Raw genomic sequence first — 17,806 nt, 5'->3', positions numbered from 1 at the left:
CGGTTAAGTTGGGCGAGCGCTACACGCCGCCCGCCTCCCTGTTGTAGAAGGCCGAGTGGGTCGTGACTAACGCCGACTTGTGGGTGGACGGGGTCGGCGGGGCGGATTGATTCCGGGCCGCCTTCGCCCTCCGTGGCCCCGGGTCAGGGCAGCGTCCAGAACACCTGTGTCACGAGGTAGAAGACGACGACCCAGAACAGGAGCAGCCCGGCGACGATGCCGCCGCCGACGAGGTTGGTCCGGGCGGGCGGTTGGGCCGGCGGGGGCCACAGCCACCGCCTGAGCAGCCGGTTCACGTAGTGGGGCATCGTGAAGAAGCTCATGATGAAGCTCGACAGCAGGTTGCCCACGAGCAGCCCGAACCAGAGCGGCATGTCCAGCGGGTGCAGGGCGAGCGTCAGCAGCACGACGGTCGGGTACAGTCCGACCCAGACCGCGATGGCGGTCTTGGTCTCCGAGGGCGGCGGGGCCTCCTTGCCGTTCTCCTCGAAGGCGAACCAGCTGCCGAACGAGTCGTCGATCGTGCGCAGTCTGAAGTCGTTGAACTTCTCGCCCTCGGCGAGCATCTCCCGCCGCTTCGCCGACGTCAGCCAGGCGTCCAGATGCTCGGCGTTGTCGTAGCGGTACAGGGTGGTCCACTCGTCCTGCAGGCCTTCGACGGGCCGGAAGATCTCCGTGCCGCGAAACCCTTCGAACCTGTTCTCCTCCCGGCTCATGCGCTCCTGCCACGCGAGGAAGTCGTCGACGTGGTCCGGGTGGACGCGGTGGCTCACCACCACGGTCACGAGGGGGTCCATCGGCTGCGTGCCGCCGCTGATCACCTGCTGGGTGGCGGGACCGTCGAAGTAGTGCGCGCCGACGTCGAGGAGCCTCTGCCGGGTCGCGCCGTTCATCCACGCCTGCAGATGGGCCACCGAGTCGAACCGGTAGACGATCACCCAGTCGGGCTGCAAGGCGGTCGGCTTGGACACCTCGGCGCCGAGGTGCCCGGCGTAGCGGGCGGCGGCGGCGTTGACCTCCTCCTGCCACTTTTCGTACGCCTGCTCCATCCCGGGGCGGACCTTGCGGCCGATGATGACCGTCGCCGCGGCGTCCGTCTGCCGTTCCGTCGTCATCGCCGCGTGCCCGTCCGTGCCGACTGGCTCTCGACGAGCCGGCTGTAGATCCGTTCAGGAGTGAGGGGCAGCTCGCGGTAGCGGATGCCCGTGGCGTCGCGGAGCGCGTTCGCCAGGGCGGGTGCCACCGGGTTGATGCAGCACTCCGCCATCCCCTTCGACCGCATGGCCCCGACGGAGTCCGACGAGCCCACCAGGAGCACGTCGGTGCGGGGGACGTCGGCGTAGGCGGGAATGCGGTAGTTGCGGAGGTTCGGGTTGGCCATGACACCGTCCGCGTCGACCTGGAAGTTCTCGGTCAGCGCGAATCCGACGCCCTGGGCGACACCGCCCTCCACCTGTCCCCGGACCTGTTCCGGGTTGATGACCACACCGGCGTCGGTCGCCTGGACGCTGTAGAGGACACGGATCTCACCTGTCACCCGGTGCACGGCGATGCGGAAGCCCTGCGTGTTGGAGGTGACGCTGCGGGGCGAGCCGTACGCCTTGCGGGCGGCCGTGAACCGGATGCCGCGCGCCCGGGCCTCGGCGACGAGCGTGGCCAGCGAGACGCGCTGGTCGCCGCAGACGACGCCGTCGTCGTCCATCGAGCACATCACGACGTGGACGTCCGTGTGCGTGGCGGCGAAGTCCAGGATGCGGTCGCGCACCGCGCCCGCCGCCCGCAGGACCGCGTTGCCCGCCACGAAGAGTCCGGCACTCGCGAAGGCGCCGGTGTCGAAGCCCGTGCGGTCGGTGTCGGACTGCACCAGGCGGATCCGCGACGGCGTCGTGCCCAGCTGGGCGGCCGCGATCTGGACGTGCGCGGTCGACGTGCCCTCCCCGAATTCGACGGTGCCGACGGCCAGTTCGTAGACGAGGTCGTCGCCGAGCGTGATCCAGGCCTCGGAGATGTGCTCGGTCGGGGGCGCGGTCTCGTGCAGGGAACTCGCGACACCGACCCCGACGAGCCATCCGGGGCCGGGGGAGGGCTGATCGGCCGTTCGGGACAGCTCGCCGGCCACGAGGTCGATGCACTTGCCGAGCCCGTCCTCGTGGAACACCACGTCGTCGGGCCCGTCGTGCAGGGCGATGAGCGGCTCGCCCGGGTGCACGATGTTGCGGCGTCGCAGTTCGAGCGGATCCATGTGCAGGGCGAGGGCCAGTTCGTCCATGGCCGACTCCACGGCGAAGGCCGGCTGGGTCATTCCGTAACCGCGCAGGGCGCCGCTCGGCACGGTGTTCGTGTAGACGGAGAAGGCGTCGTACTTCTTGTTGGGGCAGCGGTAGATCATGACGGCGGCGCCGCCCGCGTACAGGGTCTCGCCGCCGTGGTTGCCGTAGGCGCCCGTGTTGGACACGTTGCGGACCTGGAAGGCGGTGAGCCGGCCGTCGGCCTTCGCGCCGAGCTTGACCGTCAGCTTCATCGGATGCCGCGGTGAAGCGGTGGTGAACTCCTCCTCGCGCGTGTACTCGAAACAGACGGGCCGCCCGGTGTCCAGGGTGGCCAGGGCGGCCAGGTCCTCCGAGATGACCTCCTGCTTGCCGCCGAAACCGCCGCCGACCCGCTTGCAGAACACGCGGAGCTGGTCCGGGCGCAGCGCGAACAGGTAGGCCAGCTTGACCTTCGCGATCGACGGAGACTGCGAACTGGTGCGGACGTTCAGCCGCCCGTCCTCCATCCACGCGATCGAACCGTGGGTCTCCAGGTGTGCGTGTTGCACGCGCGGAGAGGAGTACGTGCCCTCGTGGATCACGTCGGCCGCCGCGAAGCCCGCGTCGACGTCGCCGATGTGCGAGTGGATCTCCAGCAGGAGGTTGTGGGCGTAGTCGCGGGCGAAGGGGTCCTCCGAGCCGTGCAGTTGGGGTGCCCCGTCGGCCATGGCCGTCTCGGGGTCGAAGACCGCCGGCAGCACCTCGTACTCCACGGCCACCTTCCGGCAGCCTTCCTCGGCCGCCGCGACCGTGTCGGCGAGCACTGCGACGACGCGCTGCCCGACGAAGCGGACCGTGTCGTCGAGGATGTAGGTGTCGTCCGGATCGACGAGGTGGTCGGTGTGGATCGCCGTGGTGAAGCGTCTGCGCGGGACGTCCTGCCAGGTGTAGACGCGATGGACGCCGGGGACCGCGAGCGCGGCGGTCTTGTCGATCGAGAGGATCCGCGCGTGCGCGTGGGGCGAGTGCAGCACCTTGAGGTGCAGCATGCCCTCCATGCGGGTGTCCATCGTGAATTCGGCGCGACCGGTCACCACGTCGTCGGCCGCCGGCGCACCGACGCTCGTTCCGACGGCCCTTCCCGGCGCCGCCGCCTGCACGCCGGTGACGCCCTTCACGGCGTCCTCGATCGCCCGGTAGCCGGTGCAGCGGCAGAGATTGCCCTTGAGCGCCTGGGGCAGGTCCGCCTTCTGGGCCTCGGTGAACGTCGCCGACGTCATGATCATCCCTGCGGTGCAGAAGCCGCACTGGAAGCCGGGGGCGTCCCGGAAGCGGCGCTGCGCGGGATGCAGGTCACCGGGTGATCCGAGACCCTCGATCGTGGTCACCTCACGGCCTTCCGCGCGGAAGGCGGGGGTGATGCAGCTGTGGACCGCAGTGCCGTCCAGCCACACCGTGCACGCGCCGCAATCCCCCGCGTCGCACCCCTTCTTGACACCGAAGTGGCCGAGCGCACGCAGGAAGGTACGCAGACACTGCCCGGGGTCCGGTTCCTCGGCAAAGGTTCTGCCGTTGACGGTGTAGGTCATGCCGGGCCCCCAGCCATGAGTTCGTGGCGGATCTCTTCGGCGAAGTGCAGGGTCAGGTGGCGACGGTGGTCCGGGGTTCCGTTGGGGTCGGCGAACCAGACGTCGGCGGGGATGACGTTGATGCTCTGCTGCAGGGTGCGGGCATCGGGCATGGTGTCGAAGGCGATGCGCACCGGGCGTGTGGTGCCGGCCGTGACGGTGAGCAGCAGGTCGTTCGTTCCCGGCGTCTGCGTGCCGATGAGGAAGACCGTCGAACGGCCGAGGTGGGTCAGTGTGAAGCGGCGGTGTGCGGTGCGCTTGCGCAGGGCGCGTGCCGGAAGGTCGATGCGCCGCAGGATCTCCCCGGGAGTGAGAACGTTCTGATGGTTCCCGGTCACGAAGTCGAGGGCGTCGACGGTGCGCACGGACCCGTCGGGGGCCCACAGCTCGTACTCGGCCTCGAGCGCGACCGTCAGCGTGATCATGGGTCCGGCAGGCAGGGACAAGCAGATGTTCCCGCCCACGGTCGCCGCGTTCCATACCTTGAACGAGGACAGGAACGCCTCACAGCTCACCGCGAAGAGGCGGCCCGCGGTCCAGTCGGCGGGCGGTTCGAAGGAGGACAGGTCGCGGATGGTGCAGGTGGCGCCGATCCCGAGGCCCGCGCCGCTCGGCACCAGGGGATCCCAGCCCAGCGCCGTCAGATCGATCAGGCGGCGCAGGTCCGGCTGCTCGGTGGAGAACAGCCATGTGCCGCCCGCGAGCCAGGCGTCTCCCTCGCGCCAGTTCACGCCCGGCCGGTCGGACGGACGCCGGACGACTTCGTCGATGGTGTTGAGGTCCATGGAAACACCCGCCCGATACGTGCAGGGGTGGCCGCCGTGAGCGGCGGAATCCGCTGGGGCCGCTGGGGCCGGCCCGCTCAGAGCAGGGGCCGGCGGGCGCGAAGACTCTCTCAAGCGTACTGAGAAGGCGTCGGCCCCGCTCGCCCAAGCAGGGGCCGCGGAAGGGCGCGGTCACCGCCCGCCGGCACCCTCACCGGACACGAACGCCGCCCGCAGTTCCTCGCGCAGCGACCGCTGGAAGGCCGTCACCAGCGCCTGCACCACCATCGGCTGCATGTGCGCCGACAGGGCCTTCATCGACTCCACCCGCTCCGGGTCGCTCTCACCCTGCGTGAAGGGCCCCCACACCTCGTCCCGGAACAGTGCCGTCAGCTCGTGCGCCGCCGACCTCGTGTGCTCCAGCAGCACCTTGCGCGCCGCGAGGATCGTCTCGTGCGCGATCGGCACGTCGAGCAGCGCGACCCCGAGCCGCAACAGCCCCACGTCCACCCGGAACCCGTCCCGCGAGGCGGACAGCACGTTCATCGCCGTCAGCCGTCGGACGTCGGTGTCCGACAGGCTCCGGCCCGCCCGCTTCTCCAGCTCCTCCCGCGAGACCTCGCGGGCCGAGTCCGGAGCCCAACTGGCGACCATCGCGCGGTGGATGGCCAGATCGTGCGCGCTCAAATCGTCGGGCAGCGCGTCCAGATAGCGCTCGATCGCGGACAAGGTCATTCCCTGGTGCTGCAGTTCCTCGATCAGGGCGAGACGGGACAGGTGTTCCGGTCCGTAGTGCCCCACCCGACGAGGGCCGATCACGGGAGGGGGCAAAAGTCCGCGCGTGCTGTAGAACCGTACGGTGCGCACGGTGACGCCCGCCCTGGCCGCCAGCTCGTCGACGGTGAGCATCGGCTCGGGTGCCTGGTCGGCCATCGTGTGCGCCTCGCTCTCTGCTCCACAGCTTGGGTTCAACAGTATTGCTGTCGCACCAACGATGTGAAACGGCCAGGAGCTGCCCATGACCACGAACCTGCGACTGCCCGGACGACCCGAAGAGATCACCTTCCCCGCCCTGCTGGCCCGCAACGCCGCCGAGTACGGGGAACTCCCCGCCCTCTCCTGGCGCGCCGGCCCCGCCGCGGCCGAATGGACGACCCTCACCTGGAGCGAGGTCCGGCACAAGGTCGCCGTGCTCGCCGCCGGGTACGCCGCCCTCGGCGTCGAGCGCGGCGAGCACGTCCTGCTGATGATGGGCAACCGCCCCGAGCACTGGCTCGGCGACCTCGCCCTCGTCCACCTCGGCGCCGTGCCCGTCACCGTGTACGGGACCTCCGCGCCCGAGCAGATCGCCCACATCGCCCGCCACAGCCGGGCCAGGGTCGCCGTCGTCGAGGGCGCCCGCGAAGTCCTGCGGTGGGAACCCCTGCTGGCCGACGAGGGGGTGCCCCTGCAACGCCTCGTCGTGGCCGAGGCCGCCGACGCGGGCGGGCACTCCACGTACGGCTCCCTGTACGCGAGCGGCGCCCGGCTGCACCGCGCCGACGCCTTCGAGAAGGCCTGGCCGCAGACCCGCCCCGCAGACCCGCTGACCGTCGTCTACACCTCGGGCACCACCGGCGACCCCAAGGGCGTGCGGCTGACCCACCGCAACCTGATGCTCCAGGCGGTCCGACTCGACCGGCACGTGGAACTTCCCGAGCACGCCGAGCACATCTGCTACCTGCCCTTCGCGCACATCGCCGAGCGGGTCCTCGGCATCTACCTGCCCCTGCTGCGGGCCTCGCACGTGCGGCTGTGCGCCGACCCCGCGGCCGTGGCGGGAGCGGTCCGCGAGCTGCACCCGGTGCAGTTCTTCGGCGTGCCCCGGGTCTGGGAGAAGCTCGCCGCCTCCGTACGCGCGGTCCTGGCGCAGCTTCCCGGGGAACAGCGCCGGGCCATCGAGGGCGCGAACGACCTCGCCCGCGCCCGGGCCGGCCACCGGGAGCGCGGCGAGGAGGTGCCGGCCGCGCTCGAAGCCTCGTACACCCGGGCCAAGGAACAGGCGCTGGACCCGCTGCTGCGCCTGGCGGGCCTGGACCGGCTGGTGTGGACGGCCAGTGCCACGGCGCCGATGCCGATCGACGTGGTCCGCTTCTGGGCCGGCTGGGGCATCACCATCATGGATGCCTGGGGGCTCACCGAGACGGCCGGCGTCTGCACGGTCAACAGCCCGGACGGTTTCCGGCTCGGCTCGGTGGGCCGCCCGATCGAGGGGCTGGAGCTGCGGATCGCCGAGGACGGGGAGGTCCTCACCCGCGGGGAGACCGTCTTCGGCGGCTACCTGCGGCCGGACGGCTCGTTGGAGAGCGCGTCGGACGCGGAGGGCTGGTTCCCGACGGGGGACATCGGCCGGCTCGACGAGGACGGGTTCCTCTGGCTGACCGACCGCAAGAAGGAACTGATCATCACCTCGAACGGCAAGAACGTCTCGCCCGCGCTGGTGGAGAACACCGTCAAGGAGCACCCGCTGATCGGCCAGGCCATGGTGCACGGCGACGGCCGCTCCTACCTCGTCGCCCTGCTGGTCCTGGACCCGGAGCTGGCGCCGGTCTGGGCCGCCGCCCGGGGCATCGAGTCCGCCTCCCCGAGCACGCTCGCCGGACACCCCACCGTCCGGGAGGAGATCGCCCGCGCGGTCGAGGCCGCCAACGCCCGGCTCAACCGGACCGAGCAGATCAAGAGGTACCGGCTGCTCACCGAGGAGTGGGGCCCCGAGACCGGGGAGCTCACCCCCTCGCTGAAGCTGCGCCGCCGGGTGGTCCGCGAGAAGTACGGCGCACTGATCGACGGCCTGTACGAGGAGCCGTACGAGTCCGTGTGACGCGTACGCGGCGGGTCCGGTCGGCGCAAGCCGCTCACCGGACCCGCGGCGCCGCGCCCAGGGGCGGGTCTTTCGCCCTAGCGCCCGATCAGCGGATAGTGGTCGGAGAGGTTGGTGTACGTGTAGGAGGTGCCCCAGCTGGAGACCGTCCAGGGTGCCGACTGCTCCTTCACCACGTTGTTCTCCCAGCCCGCCGGTCGGGCGTTGCCCTTGCGGTAGAGGACGTAGTCCAGGTCCTCGCGCGGGTCGGTCGGATAGCGGTAGCCCGCTATCGAGTTCAGCGCGGTGTCGAAGGAGTACGGGTGGCCCGTGCGCGTGTCGGTGTCGGCCAGGTCGGCGTTGGCGAGCAGTTCGGCGTACTCGGGGGTGCGCGAGTCGACGTTGAGGTCACCCGCCACGATGACCTGCTCGTTCGCCGGGATGTTCTTCCCGTCCAGGAAGGCGTCGACGGCACGGAACTGACGGGCCCGCATCTCGGCCGCCTCGCCCGCGCCGCAGCCCGGGTCGGTGGACTGCGCGTGTGTGCCGACCACGTGCACCTTGGCACCGTTCACGTTCAGCACGACGTAGGCGAAGCCCTTGTTGGACCACCAGTCGGCGCCGCAGGCGTCCTTGAAGACGACCTGCTCCTTGCGCACGATGGGCCACTTGCTGAGGATCGTGACGCCGCCGTCCTCCGGGGTGGTGGAGGAGTATGCGCCGCCTGTGGCGTCCCAGCCGCTCTTGCTGCGGCCGACGACCGGGGTCTGGTACGGGTATTGCGCGGCGGAGTTGGCCTTCAGCGCGTCCGAGGAGCCGTTGTCGAAGGCCTCCTGGATCACGACCACGTCGTGGCCCTGGTAGAAGGAGGCCTTGGGGATCTCCGCAGCCCGGTGGTCCTGGCCCCAGTTCGGGTAGAGGTTCTTGCTCATCAGGAACACGTTGTACGACAGGACGCTGAGCCGCGGGGCGGCGGCGCTCTCCGCGGCCGTGGCGGCCGGCGCCGCGGTGGCGGCCAGGGTGCCGGCGGCGATCGCCGCGACGGTCGCGGCGGCGGCCCGGTGACGGCGGTGGGAGGTGTGCAGCATGAGGTCTCCATCATTCCTGCGGGGGAAGATCGGCTCCGTCATCCAAGCAGCCGCGGTTACCTCTGGGTAACACCCGTGACAAGACTTTCTGTCCGGCCCGAGGACATCTGTCTCTCGCATACTTGTCACATGAGCAACACGGCCGAGCAGGGGTCACACCGCCCCGCAGGTGCCCGCACCGACCCCGAGCCGCCCCGGCCCGGCGGAGTGCTCTGGACGATCGCCGGCGACGTCCGGGCCCTGCTGATGCTGCCCGCCGCCTTCACCATGCAGGTCGCCCACCCCGCGATCGCGGCCGGCGTCGACCAGTACTCCGTCTTCCGCACCGACCCCTGGGGCCGCGGCGAGCGGTCGCTGCGCTCGGTCCAGCTGTGGGTGTACGGCGGGGAGGAAGCCGCCGAGGAGGGCCGCCGGGTCCGGCGCCTGCACAAGGACATCCAGGGCACCGACACCCGCGGCCGGCGCTACCACTCCCTCGATCCCGCCTGCTACGCCTGGGTGCACGCCACCGGCTTCCCGGTCTACCTGTACGCCGGGCGCTACCTGCTGCGCCGCTTCACCCCCGCCCAGGAGCGGCAGCTCTACCGGGAGTGGCTCCAGGTGGGCCGGATCCTCGGCCTCCACGACCGGGACATGCCGCAGACCATCGAGGAGTACTGGACGTACTGGGGCCGGATGCTGGCCGAGGAGATCGAGCCCACGAAGGTCGCCCGCGAGCTGGTCGCCACCGACGTGCCGCTGCCCCCGCCCGAGGCCGGTCCGCTCGCGGTGCGCCTGCTGCTGCGGTTCACCTGGCCTGTGCTGCGGTCGGCGTTCCTGCGCCTGCGGGCCTTCGTCAGCGTCGGGTACATGCCCCCCGAGGCGCGCGCCGCGATCGGGCTGGAGTGGAGCCCGGCCCAGGAGCGCCGGCTGCGGCGGTTCAGCACGGCCGTCCGGCTCCTCGTACCGCTGCTGCCGGAGCGGCTGCGCTACCTGCCCGTCGCGCGGGCGGCGCGGGCCCGATGGCGCGCCGCCGCCCGCTGACGGAACGCGGACTCAGTGCCCGTCGTCGTGCGTGTGGACGGTGTTCGTCTCCGCGATCTTCTTCCAGGACCTGGGCTCCGCCGCCGGCTTCACCGGGGCGGCCTGCCGTGACCGGGCCGCGGGCTGTGCGGCCGCCGGATTCAGGGCGGACGCCTCCGGCTTGCCCGGGGTGTAGAGCCAGGTTTCGAACAGCTGGGCCAGCGGCTTGGCGGAGACCTTCTCCGCGTACCGCACGAAGTCCCCGACCTTGGCGTTGCCGTAGGCACGCTCGGCCGGCCAGCCCTTGAGGATCTGGAAGAACTTCTCGTCGCCGATCTCGTTGCGCAGCGCCTGCAGGGCGAGGGCACCCCGGTCGTAGACGGCCCCGTGGAACTGGTTCTCCGGACCGGGGTCACCCGGCTTGACCTGCCAGAACGCGTCCCCGGCCGGGCGCAGGGCGTACGCCCAGTCGGCGAGCTCCTGCGCCGTGCCCTCGCCCTCCTTCTCCGACCACAGCCACTGGCTGTAGCGGGCGAAGCCCTCGTTGATCCAGATGTCCCTCCAGCCTTCGACGGAGACGCTGTCGCCGTACCACTGGTGGGCCAGCTCGTGCACGACCACCGAGACGTTGGCGCCGTTCTGGAACTGGCGCGGGCCGTAGAACGGCCGCGTCTGGGTCTCCAGGGCGAAGCCCGCGTTCACGTTCGGCACGTAACCGCCCAGTGCGTTGAAGGGGTACGGCCCGAAGACCCCCTCCAGCCACTCGGTTACCTCGCCGGTGCGCTCCACGCTGGCGCGCGCCGCCCCCGCGTGGTCGCCGAGGTCCTTGCTGTACGCGTTGAGGATCGGCAGCCCGCTCGCCGTCTTGTCGGTGGTGATGTCGAACCTGCCGACGGCGAGGGTGGCCAGGTACGTGGCCTGCGGCTTGTTGGAGCGCCAGTTGTAGCGGGTCCAGCCGAGCCGTGAAGTCTGCGACTGGAGCACGCCGTTGCTGATCGCCTGGGTGCCGTCCGGAACGTTGACGGAGACGTCGAAGGTCGCCTTGTCCAGGGGGTGGTCGTTGCTGGGGAACCACCAGACCGCCGAGTGGGGCTCCTGCGCCGCCACTCCGCCGTCGGGGGTGCGGTGCCAGGCCGTGAAGCCGTCCACCTTCAGCTCGGAGGGCTTCCCGGCGTACTTGACGACGACGGTCAGCGGGGTGTTGCGCGCCAGCGGCTTCGCCGGGGTGACCTCCAGCTCCTGGGCGCCGGCAGCGGCGAACGTCGCCTTGACCCCGTTGACCCGGATCTCGCTGACCTTGAGACCGAAGTCGAGGTTGAAGCGGGACAGGTCCTGCTTGGCGGTGGCGAGGAGGGTGGCGGTGCCTTCGAGCAGGTCGGTCTGCGGCTGGTACTGCAGGCGCAGGTCGTAGTGGGACACGTCGTATCCGCCGTTGCCGCTGCTCGGGTAGTAGGGGTCGCCGATACCCGGGGCGCCCGGAACGGAACTCGCCGCCGACGCCGGGATCACCAGCAGCAGGGAGGCGGCGAGCACGCTCGGGGCGATGACTTTGCGGTGCACGAATGGCTCCAAGTGGTAGGGGAGACACGTCGGTTCAAGGTCTCGTCGTTCGACCGTATTCACCCTGGCCGCGCAGGTCATGTCCATGGACCCTGCTGTCACACGATCGCCATTCGGCCGTCGCGGGCCGAGTGGCGTCGCGGTGACGAACCCGAGGGCGCCGAGCGTCAGGCAGACCCCGCGGCGGCCCGGTACTGCCGGGCCGGGGGCCCGCGGCCTGCGGCGCAGCCGGCGGGGCACGCCCGCGCCGGCGCACGCGCAGCCGGTGTGGAGGAGGGCGCCGAGTGTGAGGAACACACCGCCGAGGAGCATCGACCGGCCCTGCGGATCGGCTGAATCGGGCCGCATGAACCGAGGCGTGAACCGAGGCACCACGGGCCCCCGCCCTACCAGACGTACCAAACAGTCGGTAGCCTGCGGCGCATGACGCTTCCCCCGTTCGCCGCCCGTCGCTGCTGGCACGCCGCCATCAACCCGCTGCACGCCACCGTCTACTTCTCGCCGGAGATCGCCAAGGAGTTCGCCGCACTCGGGATAGCCGACCCCGTCGCCGTGAACCTCGCCCACCGCTCCGCCGCGATGGGAGCCGTCGGGGCCGGCGCGGTCACCGCCGCCTTCTACAACTACCGCCACGACCTCGTCGCCCGGCACCTGCCCGCCGTCTGGGACACCGCGACCCCCGAGCAGGCCCTCGCCGCCCGGCTGCGGGCCGCCGACGGCACCCTGCGCCGGCTCCTCGGCGCGGAGAGCATCGAGTCGCCCGAGCTCGCCGAGGCCGCCGACCTGGCGATGCGCGCCTCCGAGGCCTGCACCCGGCACGCCCGCCCCCTCTACGCCGCCCACGCCGACCTCCCCGTGCCGGAGGAGCCGCACCTGCGGCTGTGGCACGCCACCACCCTGCTGCGCGAGCACCGCGGCGACGGCCACCTCGCCGCGCTGCTCCTCGCGGGCCTCGACCCGGTGGAGGCCCTCATCAGTCACACCGCCACCGGCAAGGGCATGTCCCCGAAGTGGCTCAAGGGCATGCGCGGCTGGACGCAGGCAGACCTCGACGCCGCAGCCGACCGGCTGCGCGGGCGCGGGATCCTCGACGCGGACGGCGAGCTCACCGAAGAGGGCAAGGCCGTCCGCGAACGACTGGAGGCCGACACCGACCGTCTCGACGCCGCCCCCTACGAGCACCTCGGCGCGGACGGCCTGGCCCGCCTCACCGAGCTCGGCGGCGCCCTCGTGATCAAGGCCGTGACCGCCGGCGCCTTCCCGGCGGACCTCATGGGCCGGGGCTGACGGACGGGGTTCCCGCCGTCCGTCACCGCCACCTGCCACAATTGGCAGTCTTCCAGTGCAAACGAAGGCAGGCGGGACCCGATCGTGACGATGTCCATCGAAGGCAGGATCGCCGAGGAGCTCGGCGTACGGGAGCGGCAGGTCAAGTCCGCCGTAGAGCTGCTCGACGGCGGCTCCACCGTGCCGTTCATCGCGCGCTACCGCAAGGAAGCGACCGAGATGCTCGACGACGCCCAGCTGCGCACTCTCGAGGAGCGGCTGCGGTATCTGCGCGAGCTGGAGGAGCGCCGCGCGGCGATCCTGGACTCCGTACGGGAGCAGGGCAAGCTCACCGAGGAGCTGGCGGCGCGGATCGGCGCGGCCGACACCAAGGCCCGGCTGGAGGACATCTACCTGCCCTTCAAGCCCAAACGGCGCACCAAGGCGCAGATCGCCCGCGAGGCCGGTCTGGAGCCGCTCGCCGAGGGCCTGCTGGCCGACCCGTCGGTGGAACCGGCTGCGGCGGCGGCCGCGTTCGTCGACGCCGGCAAGGGCGTGGCCGACCCGGCCGCCGCCCTGGAGGGCGCGCGGGCCATCCTCACCGAGCGGTTCGGCGAGGACGCCGACCTGATCGGGGAACTGCGCGAGCGCATGTGGGGCCGCGGGCGGCTCGCCGCGAAGGTCCGGGAGGGCAAGGAGGAGGCGGGCGCCAAGTTCGCCGACTACTTCGACTTCGCCGAGCCGTTCACCGCGCTGCCCTCGCACCGGGTGCTCGCCATGCTGCGCGGTGAGAAGGAGGACGTCCTCGACCTCACCCTGGAACCAGAAGAGCCGAGCGAGGTCCCCGGCCCGTCCACGTACGAGGGCATGATCGCCCGCCGCTTCGGCATCGGGGACCGCGGCCGCCCCGGCGACAAGTGGCTCGCGGACACCGTCCGCTGGGCCTGGCGCACGAAGATCCAGGTGCATCTCGGCATCGACCTGCGCATGCGTCTGCGCCAGGCCGCCGAGGACGAGGCCGTACGGGTCTTCGCGTCGAACCTGCGCGACCTGCTGCTCGCGGCGCCCGCCGGCACGCGGGCGACGCTCGGCCTGGACCCGGGCTTCCGTACCGGCGTGAAGGTGGCCGTCGTGGACGCGACCGGCAAGGTCGTGGCCACGGACGTGGTCTACCCGCACGTGCCCGCCAACAAGTGGGACGAGTCCCTCGCCAAGCTCGCCCGGCTGGCCGAGGAGCACGCGGTCGAGCTGGTCGCCATCGGCAACGGCACGGCCTCCCGCGAGACCGACAAGCTCGCCGGGGACCTCATCGCGCGCCACCCCGAGCTGCAGCTCACCAAGGTGATGGTCTCGGAGGCGGGCGCCTCCGTGTACTCGGCCTCCGCCTTCGCCTCGCAGGAACTCCCCGGCATGGACGTGTCGCTGCGCGGCGCGGTCTCCATCGCCCGCCGCCTGCAGGACCCGCTCGCCGAGCTGGTCAAGATCGACCCGAAGTCGATCGGCGTCGGCCAGTACCAGCACGACCTGTCCGAGGTGAAGCTCTCGCGTTCGCTCGACGCGGTCGTCGAGGACTGCGTGAACGGCGTCGGAGTGGACGTCAACACCGCCTCCGCGCCACTGCTTTCGCGCGTGTCGGGCATCAGCGGCACCCTCGCCGAGAACATCGTGTCCCACCGCGACGCCAACGGCCCCTTCCGCAGCCGCAAGGGGCTCAAGGACGTGGCCCGCCTCGGCCCCAAGGCGTACGAGCAGTGCGCGGGCTTCCTGCGGATCCGCGGCGGCGACGACCCGCTGGACGCGTCGGCCGTCCACCCCGAGACGTACCCGGTCGTGCGGGCGATGGGCAAGACGGCGGGCGGCGAGGTGGCGGCGCTGATCGGCAACACCGGTGTCCTGCGCTCCCTGCGCCCGGAGCAGTTCGTCACCGAGGCCTTCGGCCTGCCGACAGTCACCGACATCCTGCGCGAGCTGGAGAAGCCGGGCCGCGACCCGCGCCCGGCCTTCAAGACGGCGACCTTCAAGGAGGGCGTGGAGAAGATCGGCGACCTGGCCCCCGGGATGATCCTGGAGGGAGTCGTCACCAATGTGGCCGCCTTCGGCGCCTTCATCGACATCGGCGTCCACCAGGACGGGCTGGCGCACGTCTCGGCGCTGTCGAAGAACTTCGTCAAGGACCCCCGGGACGTGGTCAAGCCGGGTGACATCGTCCGTGTGAAGGTCATGGACGTGGACATTGCGCGCAAGCGGATCTCGCTGACCCTGCGGCTGGAGGACGAGGCCGGGGCGGAGCGAGGCGCGGGCGCTCCGCGGCAGCGCGAGGACCGCCGGGGCGGCGGTGGCCGTCCGCCCCAGCAGCGCAGCGGCGCGGGGGCCCGCGAGGGCGGCAGGAACCAGGGCCAGAGCGAGCGCGGTCAGGGCCAGGGCGAGCGCGGTCAGGGCGGTCAGGGCCAGGGCGGTCAGGGCCGGCGGCAGGGCGGCGGCGCCCCCGCCCCCGCGAACAGCGCGATGGCGGACGCCCTGCGCCGCGCGGGCCTCACCGCCCCCGAGGAGCGCCGCAAGAGGTAGCGGCCGCCATGGGTGGGTTGCAGCCACCCGGTGCGTGAGGATCGTCGTACGCAATGGCCGAATCGGGTCCCCACCTGGGGACTTGCCTTGCCAACTCGCGTACAAGATCTGTAGGCATGGTGGAACGCCCGTTCGTCACCCGGCGGACGGGCTTCCGCATTTCCTCCCTCAGGACCGCACTCCCCGAGGCCGCCTTGAAGGCACAGGACGTCATGCCCATGCCCATACACGCCTACCGACGCTGCCCCGGAAAGGGTCCGAAGAGGGATCACATGCCCCACCGGCAACTCAGCATTCGCAAAAGGTGCGAGAACATTCTCGGCCATCTGGATCTGACCCGTCCGTTCTCCCTCGACGTGCTGTGCCACCGGATAGCCGAGCAGCGCGGCCGCCCCATACGGCTCCACCCGCTCCCCAAGGAGGCGGCGGAATCCGGGGTCTGCGGACTGTGGGTGGGCACGGCGAGCGTGGACTACGTCTTCTACGAGGCGCAGACCACCCCGCTGCACCGGGAGCACATCATCCTCCACGAGCTCGGCCACATCCTCTTCGGCCACCACTCGCTGGAGGGCGAGGAGACCGGGGGGAACGTTCCCACCGTCCTCGGGCGCACCAACTACACGACGCGCCAGGAGCAGGAGGCGGAGATGCTCGCCAGCATGATCCGCATCCGCACGGCGAACACCGGCCCGCGCTCGGCGGCCCGCGACCGGGGCACCCTCGCCCGGCTGGAGTCGGCCATGGGCTACGAGTGGGGCAACGATGGCCACTGACCTGACCGACTTCGGCAACTGGCTCGCCGTCCCGAGCGTCGTGTGCCTGTGGATCGCCGTCCTGCTCCGCGCCCCCGGCGCCCTGCGCTCCCCCCAGCAGCGCGGCCTGTGGCTGGCCGTCGCCACCGCCGCGGCCGCGATGACCCTGAACCTCCCCGACCTCGTCGCGTACGCGATGAGCCGCGGAGCGGCCTACGCCCACACCATCGGCCTCGTCCGCAACCTCATCGGCGTGCTGTCGGCGGGCGCCGTGCTCTACTTCGTCGCCGCCACCACCCGCGGCAGCCGGCTCCAGCGCGCCTCCTGGATCGCCACGCTGGTGTGGCTGGGCGCCCTCGTCGCCCTGGACGCGGCCGCGCCCGCCCACGGGACGCACAGCATGCCGCCGGTCGGCGACCCGGTGCCCTCCCTCGCGTACTGGCTCGTCCTGATCTCCGCGCACGTGACCGCCAACACCGTCTGCGTGGCCCTGTGCTGGCGCTACAGCCGCCGCACCGAGAGCCGGGGCCTGGCCGCAGGGCTGCGACTGTTCGGCCTCGGTACCGCGCTCGCCGGACTGTTCTGGCTGGCGTACCTGCTCAAGGCCCTGTTCGGCAGCACCTGGGCCATGCCCGCCCTCCCACTGCTGATGAATCTGCACGGCCTGCTGCGCGCCGCCGCGATCCTCGTGCCCACCCTGTTCACCCTGCGCCGCACCGCCGCCGACACCGCCACCGCATGGCGGCTGTGGCCGTTGTGGCGCGACCTGGTCGAGGCGGTCCCGCACGTGGCACTCAACAAGCCGCGCGCCGGCCGGGTGGTGGAGCTGCTGTGGCCGCCGGTCCCGCGCAACCTGCTGGTGTACCGCAAGGTCATCGAGACGCGCGACGCGATCCTGATCCTGGGGGAGTACGTGGCCCCGGGTGCCCTGGAGCACGCCCGCGATCAGGCCGCCGGGCACGGGATCCCCGAACAGCGGGCCACCGCGGCCGCTTGGGCGCGAGTACTCACGTACGCGCGGCTGCGAATGCTCGCCGGGCGGCCCGGGCCGCCCGGCGACGGGTCCGCACTGGAGCTGCCCGCCTCGATCCACACCTCGCAGGAGGGCGGGGACCTCGCGGACGAGGCCCGGTTCCTCGTCGACGTCGCCCAGGCCTACGCAGAGCCCGCCACAAGGAAGTGAAGCCGTCGTGACGACCGTACCGACCACCGTACTGATCACCGGGGCCAGCGCCGGACTGGGCGCGGCCTTCGCCCGGGGCTTCGCGGCCAAGGGCTGCGACCTGGTCCTCGTGGCCCGAGACAAGGACCGGCTCGACGCCGTCGCCGAGGAGTTGGAGCGCGCGTACGGCACGGTGTCCGAGGTGCTGCCCGCCGACCTGCTGGACTCGGGGGACTGCGCGGCGGTCGCGGAGCGGCTGGCCGACCGGGCCCGCCCCGTGGACATGCTGGTCAACAACGCGGGCTTCGGACTGCCCGCGCCCTTCCCGTACAGCCCGGTCGAGGACGAGGTGCGGATGCTCGGCCTGCTGGTCGAGGTGCCGCTGCGGCTCACCCACGCGGTGCTGCCGGGCCTGCGCGAGCGGCGGCGCGGCGCGGTCCTCAACGTCTCCTCGGTGGCCGGGCTCCTGCCGACCGGGACGTACGGGGCCGCCAAGGCCTGGATCACCGCGTTCAGCGAGTCGCTGCGGGTGGACATGGAGCCGTACGGGGTCAGGGTCCTGGCCGTGGTCCCCGGCTTCACCCGCACCGAGTTCCAGGAGCGCGCCGGGATGGACGTCAGCACGCTGCGCGAGGCGGTCTGGCTGGAACCGGAGGCCGTGGTCGCCCAGGCCCTGAAGGACCTCGCCCTGCGCCGCCCGGTCAGCATCACGGGCCGTCGCTACCGGGCCTACGCTTGGGCGGCCCGCCATCTGCCGCGGAGTTTCGTGGCCCGCAGGATGGCCCGCACCCGGCGTGCTCCCGGGGAGCCGCCGGCCGAGCGCTGAAGAAACCATGCCGGTGCGCGGACCGGTCACGGTCCGCGCACCGGGGGGCTGAAGGGGAACTAATCAGTGGCCGTGGGCGTGTCCTCCATAACCCATGTAGCCGTA

The 17,806-nt window shown here is 71.6% G+C and carries 13 protein-coding genes; 7 read left to right on the top strand and 6 right to left on the bottom strand.

Annotated elements, in window-relative coordinates; translation table 11 throughout:
• Positions 1 to 143 precede the first annotated feature (143 nt).
• The 4 genes from ACWGIF_RS28960 to ACWGIF_RS28945 form a co-directional block, all read right to left on the bottom strand.
• The gene (locus ACWGIF_RS28960; protein WP_453501869.1) at positions 144 to 1,115 is read right to left on the bottom strand and encodes an antibiotic biosynthesis monooxygenase; all 972 of its coding nucleotides are present in this window, start codon (positions 1,113 to 1,115) and stop codon (positions 144 to 146) included.
• Positions 1,112 to 3,838 (bottom strand): molybdopterin-dependent oxidoreductase, encoded by a 2,727-nt coding sequence (locus tag ACWGIF_RS28955; RefSeq protein ID WP_453501867.1) that lies wholly within the window; start codon positions 3,836 to 3,838, stop codon positions 1,112 to 1,114. Before ACWGIF_RS28955 ends, ACWGIF_RS28960 begins: the two co-directional genes overlap by 4 nt.
• Complete coding sequence (locus ACWGIF_RS28950) at positions 3,835 to 4,662, bottom strand: FAD binding domain-containing protein (protein WP_453501866.1); 828 nt, start codon at positions 4,660 to 4,662, stop codon at positions 3,835 to 3,837. The genes ACWGIF_RS28955 and ACWGIF_RS28950 overlap by 4 nt, the downstream gene beginning before the upstream one ends.
• 171 nt (positions 4,663 to 4,833) lie before the next feature.
• Positions 4,834 to 5,574, bottom strand: coding sequence for a MerR family transcriptional regulator (locus ACWGIF_RS28945; protein WP_453501864.1), 741 nt, complete (start codon positions 5,572 to 5,574; stop codon positions 4,834 to 4,836).
• An 85-nt stretch (positions 5,575 to 5,659) separates the two neighbouring features.
• Between ACWGIF_RS28945 and ACWGIF_RS28940 the strand changes: the two genes are divergently transcribed.
• Positions 5,660 to 7,501, top strand: a complete 1,842-nt coding sequence (locus tag ACWGIF_RS28940) for an AMP-dependent synthetase/ligase (RefSeq protein WP_453501862.1) — start codon at positions 5,660 to 5,662, stop codon at positions 7,499 to 7,501.
• Between the two features lie 77 nt (positions 7,502 to 7,578).
• Here the strand turns inward: ACWGIF_RS28940 and sph are convergent, their stop codons facing one another.
• Entirely contained in the window at positions 7,579 to 8,568 is a 990-nt protein-coding gene (gene sph / locus ACWGIF_RS28935; RefSeq protein ID WP_453501860.1) for a sphingomyelin phosphodiesterase, read from the bottom strand.
• 129 nt (positions 8,569 to 8,697) lie between these two features.
• Between sph and ACWGIF_RS28930 the strand changes: the two genes are divergently transcribed.
• A complete protein-coding gene (locus ACWGIF_RS28930; RefSeq protein WP_453501859.1) occupies positions 8,698 to 9,591 on the top strand; it encodes an oxygenase MpaB family protein in 894 nt (297 codons plus the stop codon).
• 12 nt (positions 9,592 to 9,603) lie between these two features.
• Here ACWGIF_RS28930 and ACWGIF_RS28925 read toward each other — a convergent pair whose 3' ends face one another.
• Positions 9,604 to 11,130 (bottom strand): M1 family metallopeptidase, encoded by a 1,527-nt coding sequence (locus ACWGIF_RS28925; RefSeq protein WP_453501858.1) that lies wholly within the window; start codon positions 11,128 to 11,130, stop codon positions 9,604 to 9,606.
• A gap of 423 nt (positions 11,131 to 11,553) precedes the next feature.
• On the opposite strand from ACWGIF_RS28925, the gene ACWGIF_RS28920 reads away from it, so the two are divergent.
• The 5 genes from ACWGIF_RS28920 to ACWGIF_RS28900 all read left to right on the top strand — a co-directional run bounded on the left by ACWGIF_RS28920 (position 11,554) and on the right by ACWGIF_RS28900 (position 17,701).
• Positions 11,554 to 12,417, top strand: a complete 864-nt coding sequence (locus ACWGIF_RS28920; protein WP_453501856.1) for an SCO6745 family protein — start codon at positions 11,554 to 11,556, stop codon at positions 12,415 to 12,417.
• Between the two features lie 84 nt (positions 12,418 to 12,501).
• Complete coding sequence (locus ACWGIF_RS28915) at positions 12,502 to 14,961, top strand: Tex family protein (protein WP_453501854.1); 2,460 nt, start codon at positions 12,502 to 12,504, stop codon at positions 14,959 to 14,961.
• A 272-nt stretch (positions 14,962 to 15,233) separates the two neighbouring features.
• The gene (locus tag ACWGIF_RS28910; protein ID WP_453501853.1) at positions 15,234 to 15,734 is read left to right on the top strand and encodes a hypothetical protein; all 501 of its coding nucleotides are present in this window, start codon (positions 15,234 to 15,236) and stop codon (positions 15,732 to 15,734) included.
• Positions 15,724 to 16,896: an MAB_1171c family putative transporter gene (locus tag ACWGIF_RS28905; protein ID WP_453501851.1), complete on the top strand. Its 1,173-nt coding sequence runs from the start codon at positions 15,724 to 15,726 to the stop codon at positions 16,894 to 16,896. Before ACWGIF_RS28910 ends, ACWGIF_RS28905 begins: the two co-directional genes overlap by 11 nt.
• Before the next feature lie 7 nt (positions 16,897 to 16,903).
• Entirely contained in the window at positions 16,904 to 17,701 is a 798-nt protein-coding gene (locus ACWGIF_RS28900) for an SDR family NAD(P)-dependent oxidoreductase (protein ID WP_453501850.1), read from the top strand.
• Positions 17,702 to 17,806: the final 105 nt, after the last annotated feature.

Source organism: Streptomyces sp. NPDC054849, from assembly GCF_053610945.1.
This window is presented reverse-complemented; position numbering and strand designations above follow the sequence as displayed.

Excerpts from the sequence above, each read along its gene's own strand:
- ACWGIF_RS28960 (WP_453501869.1), bottom strand. The coding sequence starts at position 1,115 with ATGACGACGGAACGGCAGACGGACGCCGCGGCGACGGTCATCATCGGC.
- ACWGIF_RS28955 (WP_453501867.1), bottom strand. The coding sequence starts at position 3,838 with ATGACCTACACCGTCAACGGCAGAACCTTTGCCGAGGAACCGGACCCC.
- ACWGIF_RS28950 (WP_453501866.1), bottom strand. The coding sequence starts at position 4,662 with ATGGACCTCAACACCATCGACGAAGTCGTCCGGCGTCCGTCCGACCGG.
- ACWGIF_RS28945 (WP_453501864.1), bottom strand. The coding sequence starts at position 5,574 with ATGGCCGACCAGGCACCCGAGCCGATGCTCACCGTCGACGAGCTGGCG.
- ACWGIF_RS28940 (WP_453501862.1), top strand. The coding sequence starts at position 5,660 with ATGACCACGAACCTGCGACTGCCCGGACGACCCGAAGAGATCACCTTC.
- sph (WP_453501860.1), bottom strand. The coding sequence starts at position 8,568 with ATGCTGCACACCTCCCACCGCCGTCACCGGGCCGCCGCCGCGACCGTC.
- ACWGIF_RS28930 (WP_453501859.1), top strand. The coding sequence starts at position 8,698 with ATGAGCAACACGGCCGAGCAGGGGTCACACCGCCCCGCAGGTGCCCGC.
- ACWGIF_RS28920 (WP_453501856.1), top strand. The coding sequence starts at position 11,554 with ATGACGCTTCCCCCGTTCGCCGCCCGTCGCTGCTGGCACGCCGCCATC.
- ACWGIF_RS28910 (WP_453501853.1), top strand. The coding sequence starts at position 15,234 with ATGCCCCACCGGCAACTCAGCATTCGCAAAAGGTGCGAGAACATTCTC.
- ACWGIF_RS28905 (WP_453501851.1), top strand. The coding sequence starts at position 15,724 with ATGGCCACTGACCTGACCGACTTCGGCAACTGGCTCGCCGTCCCGAGC.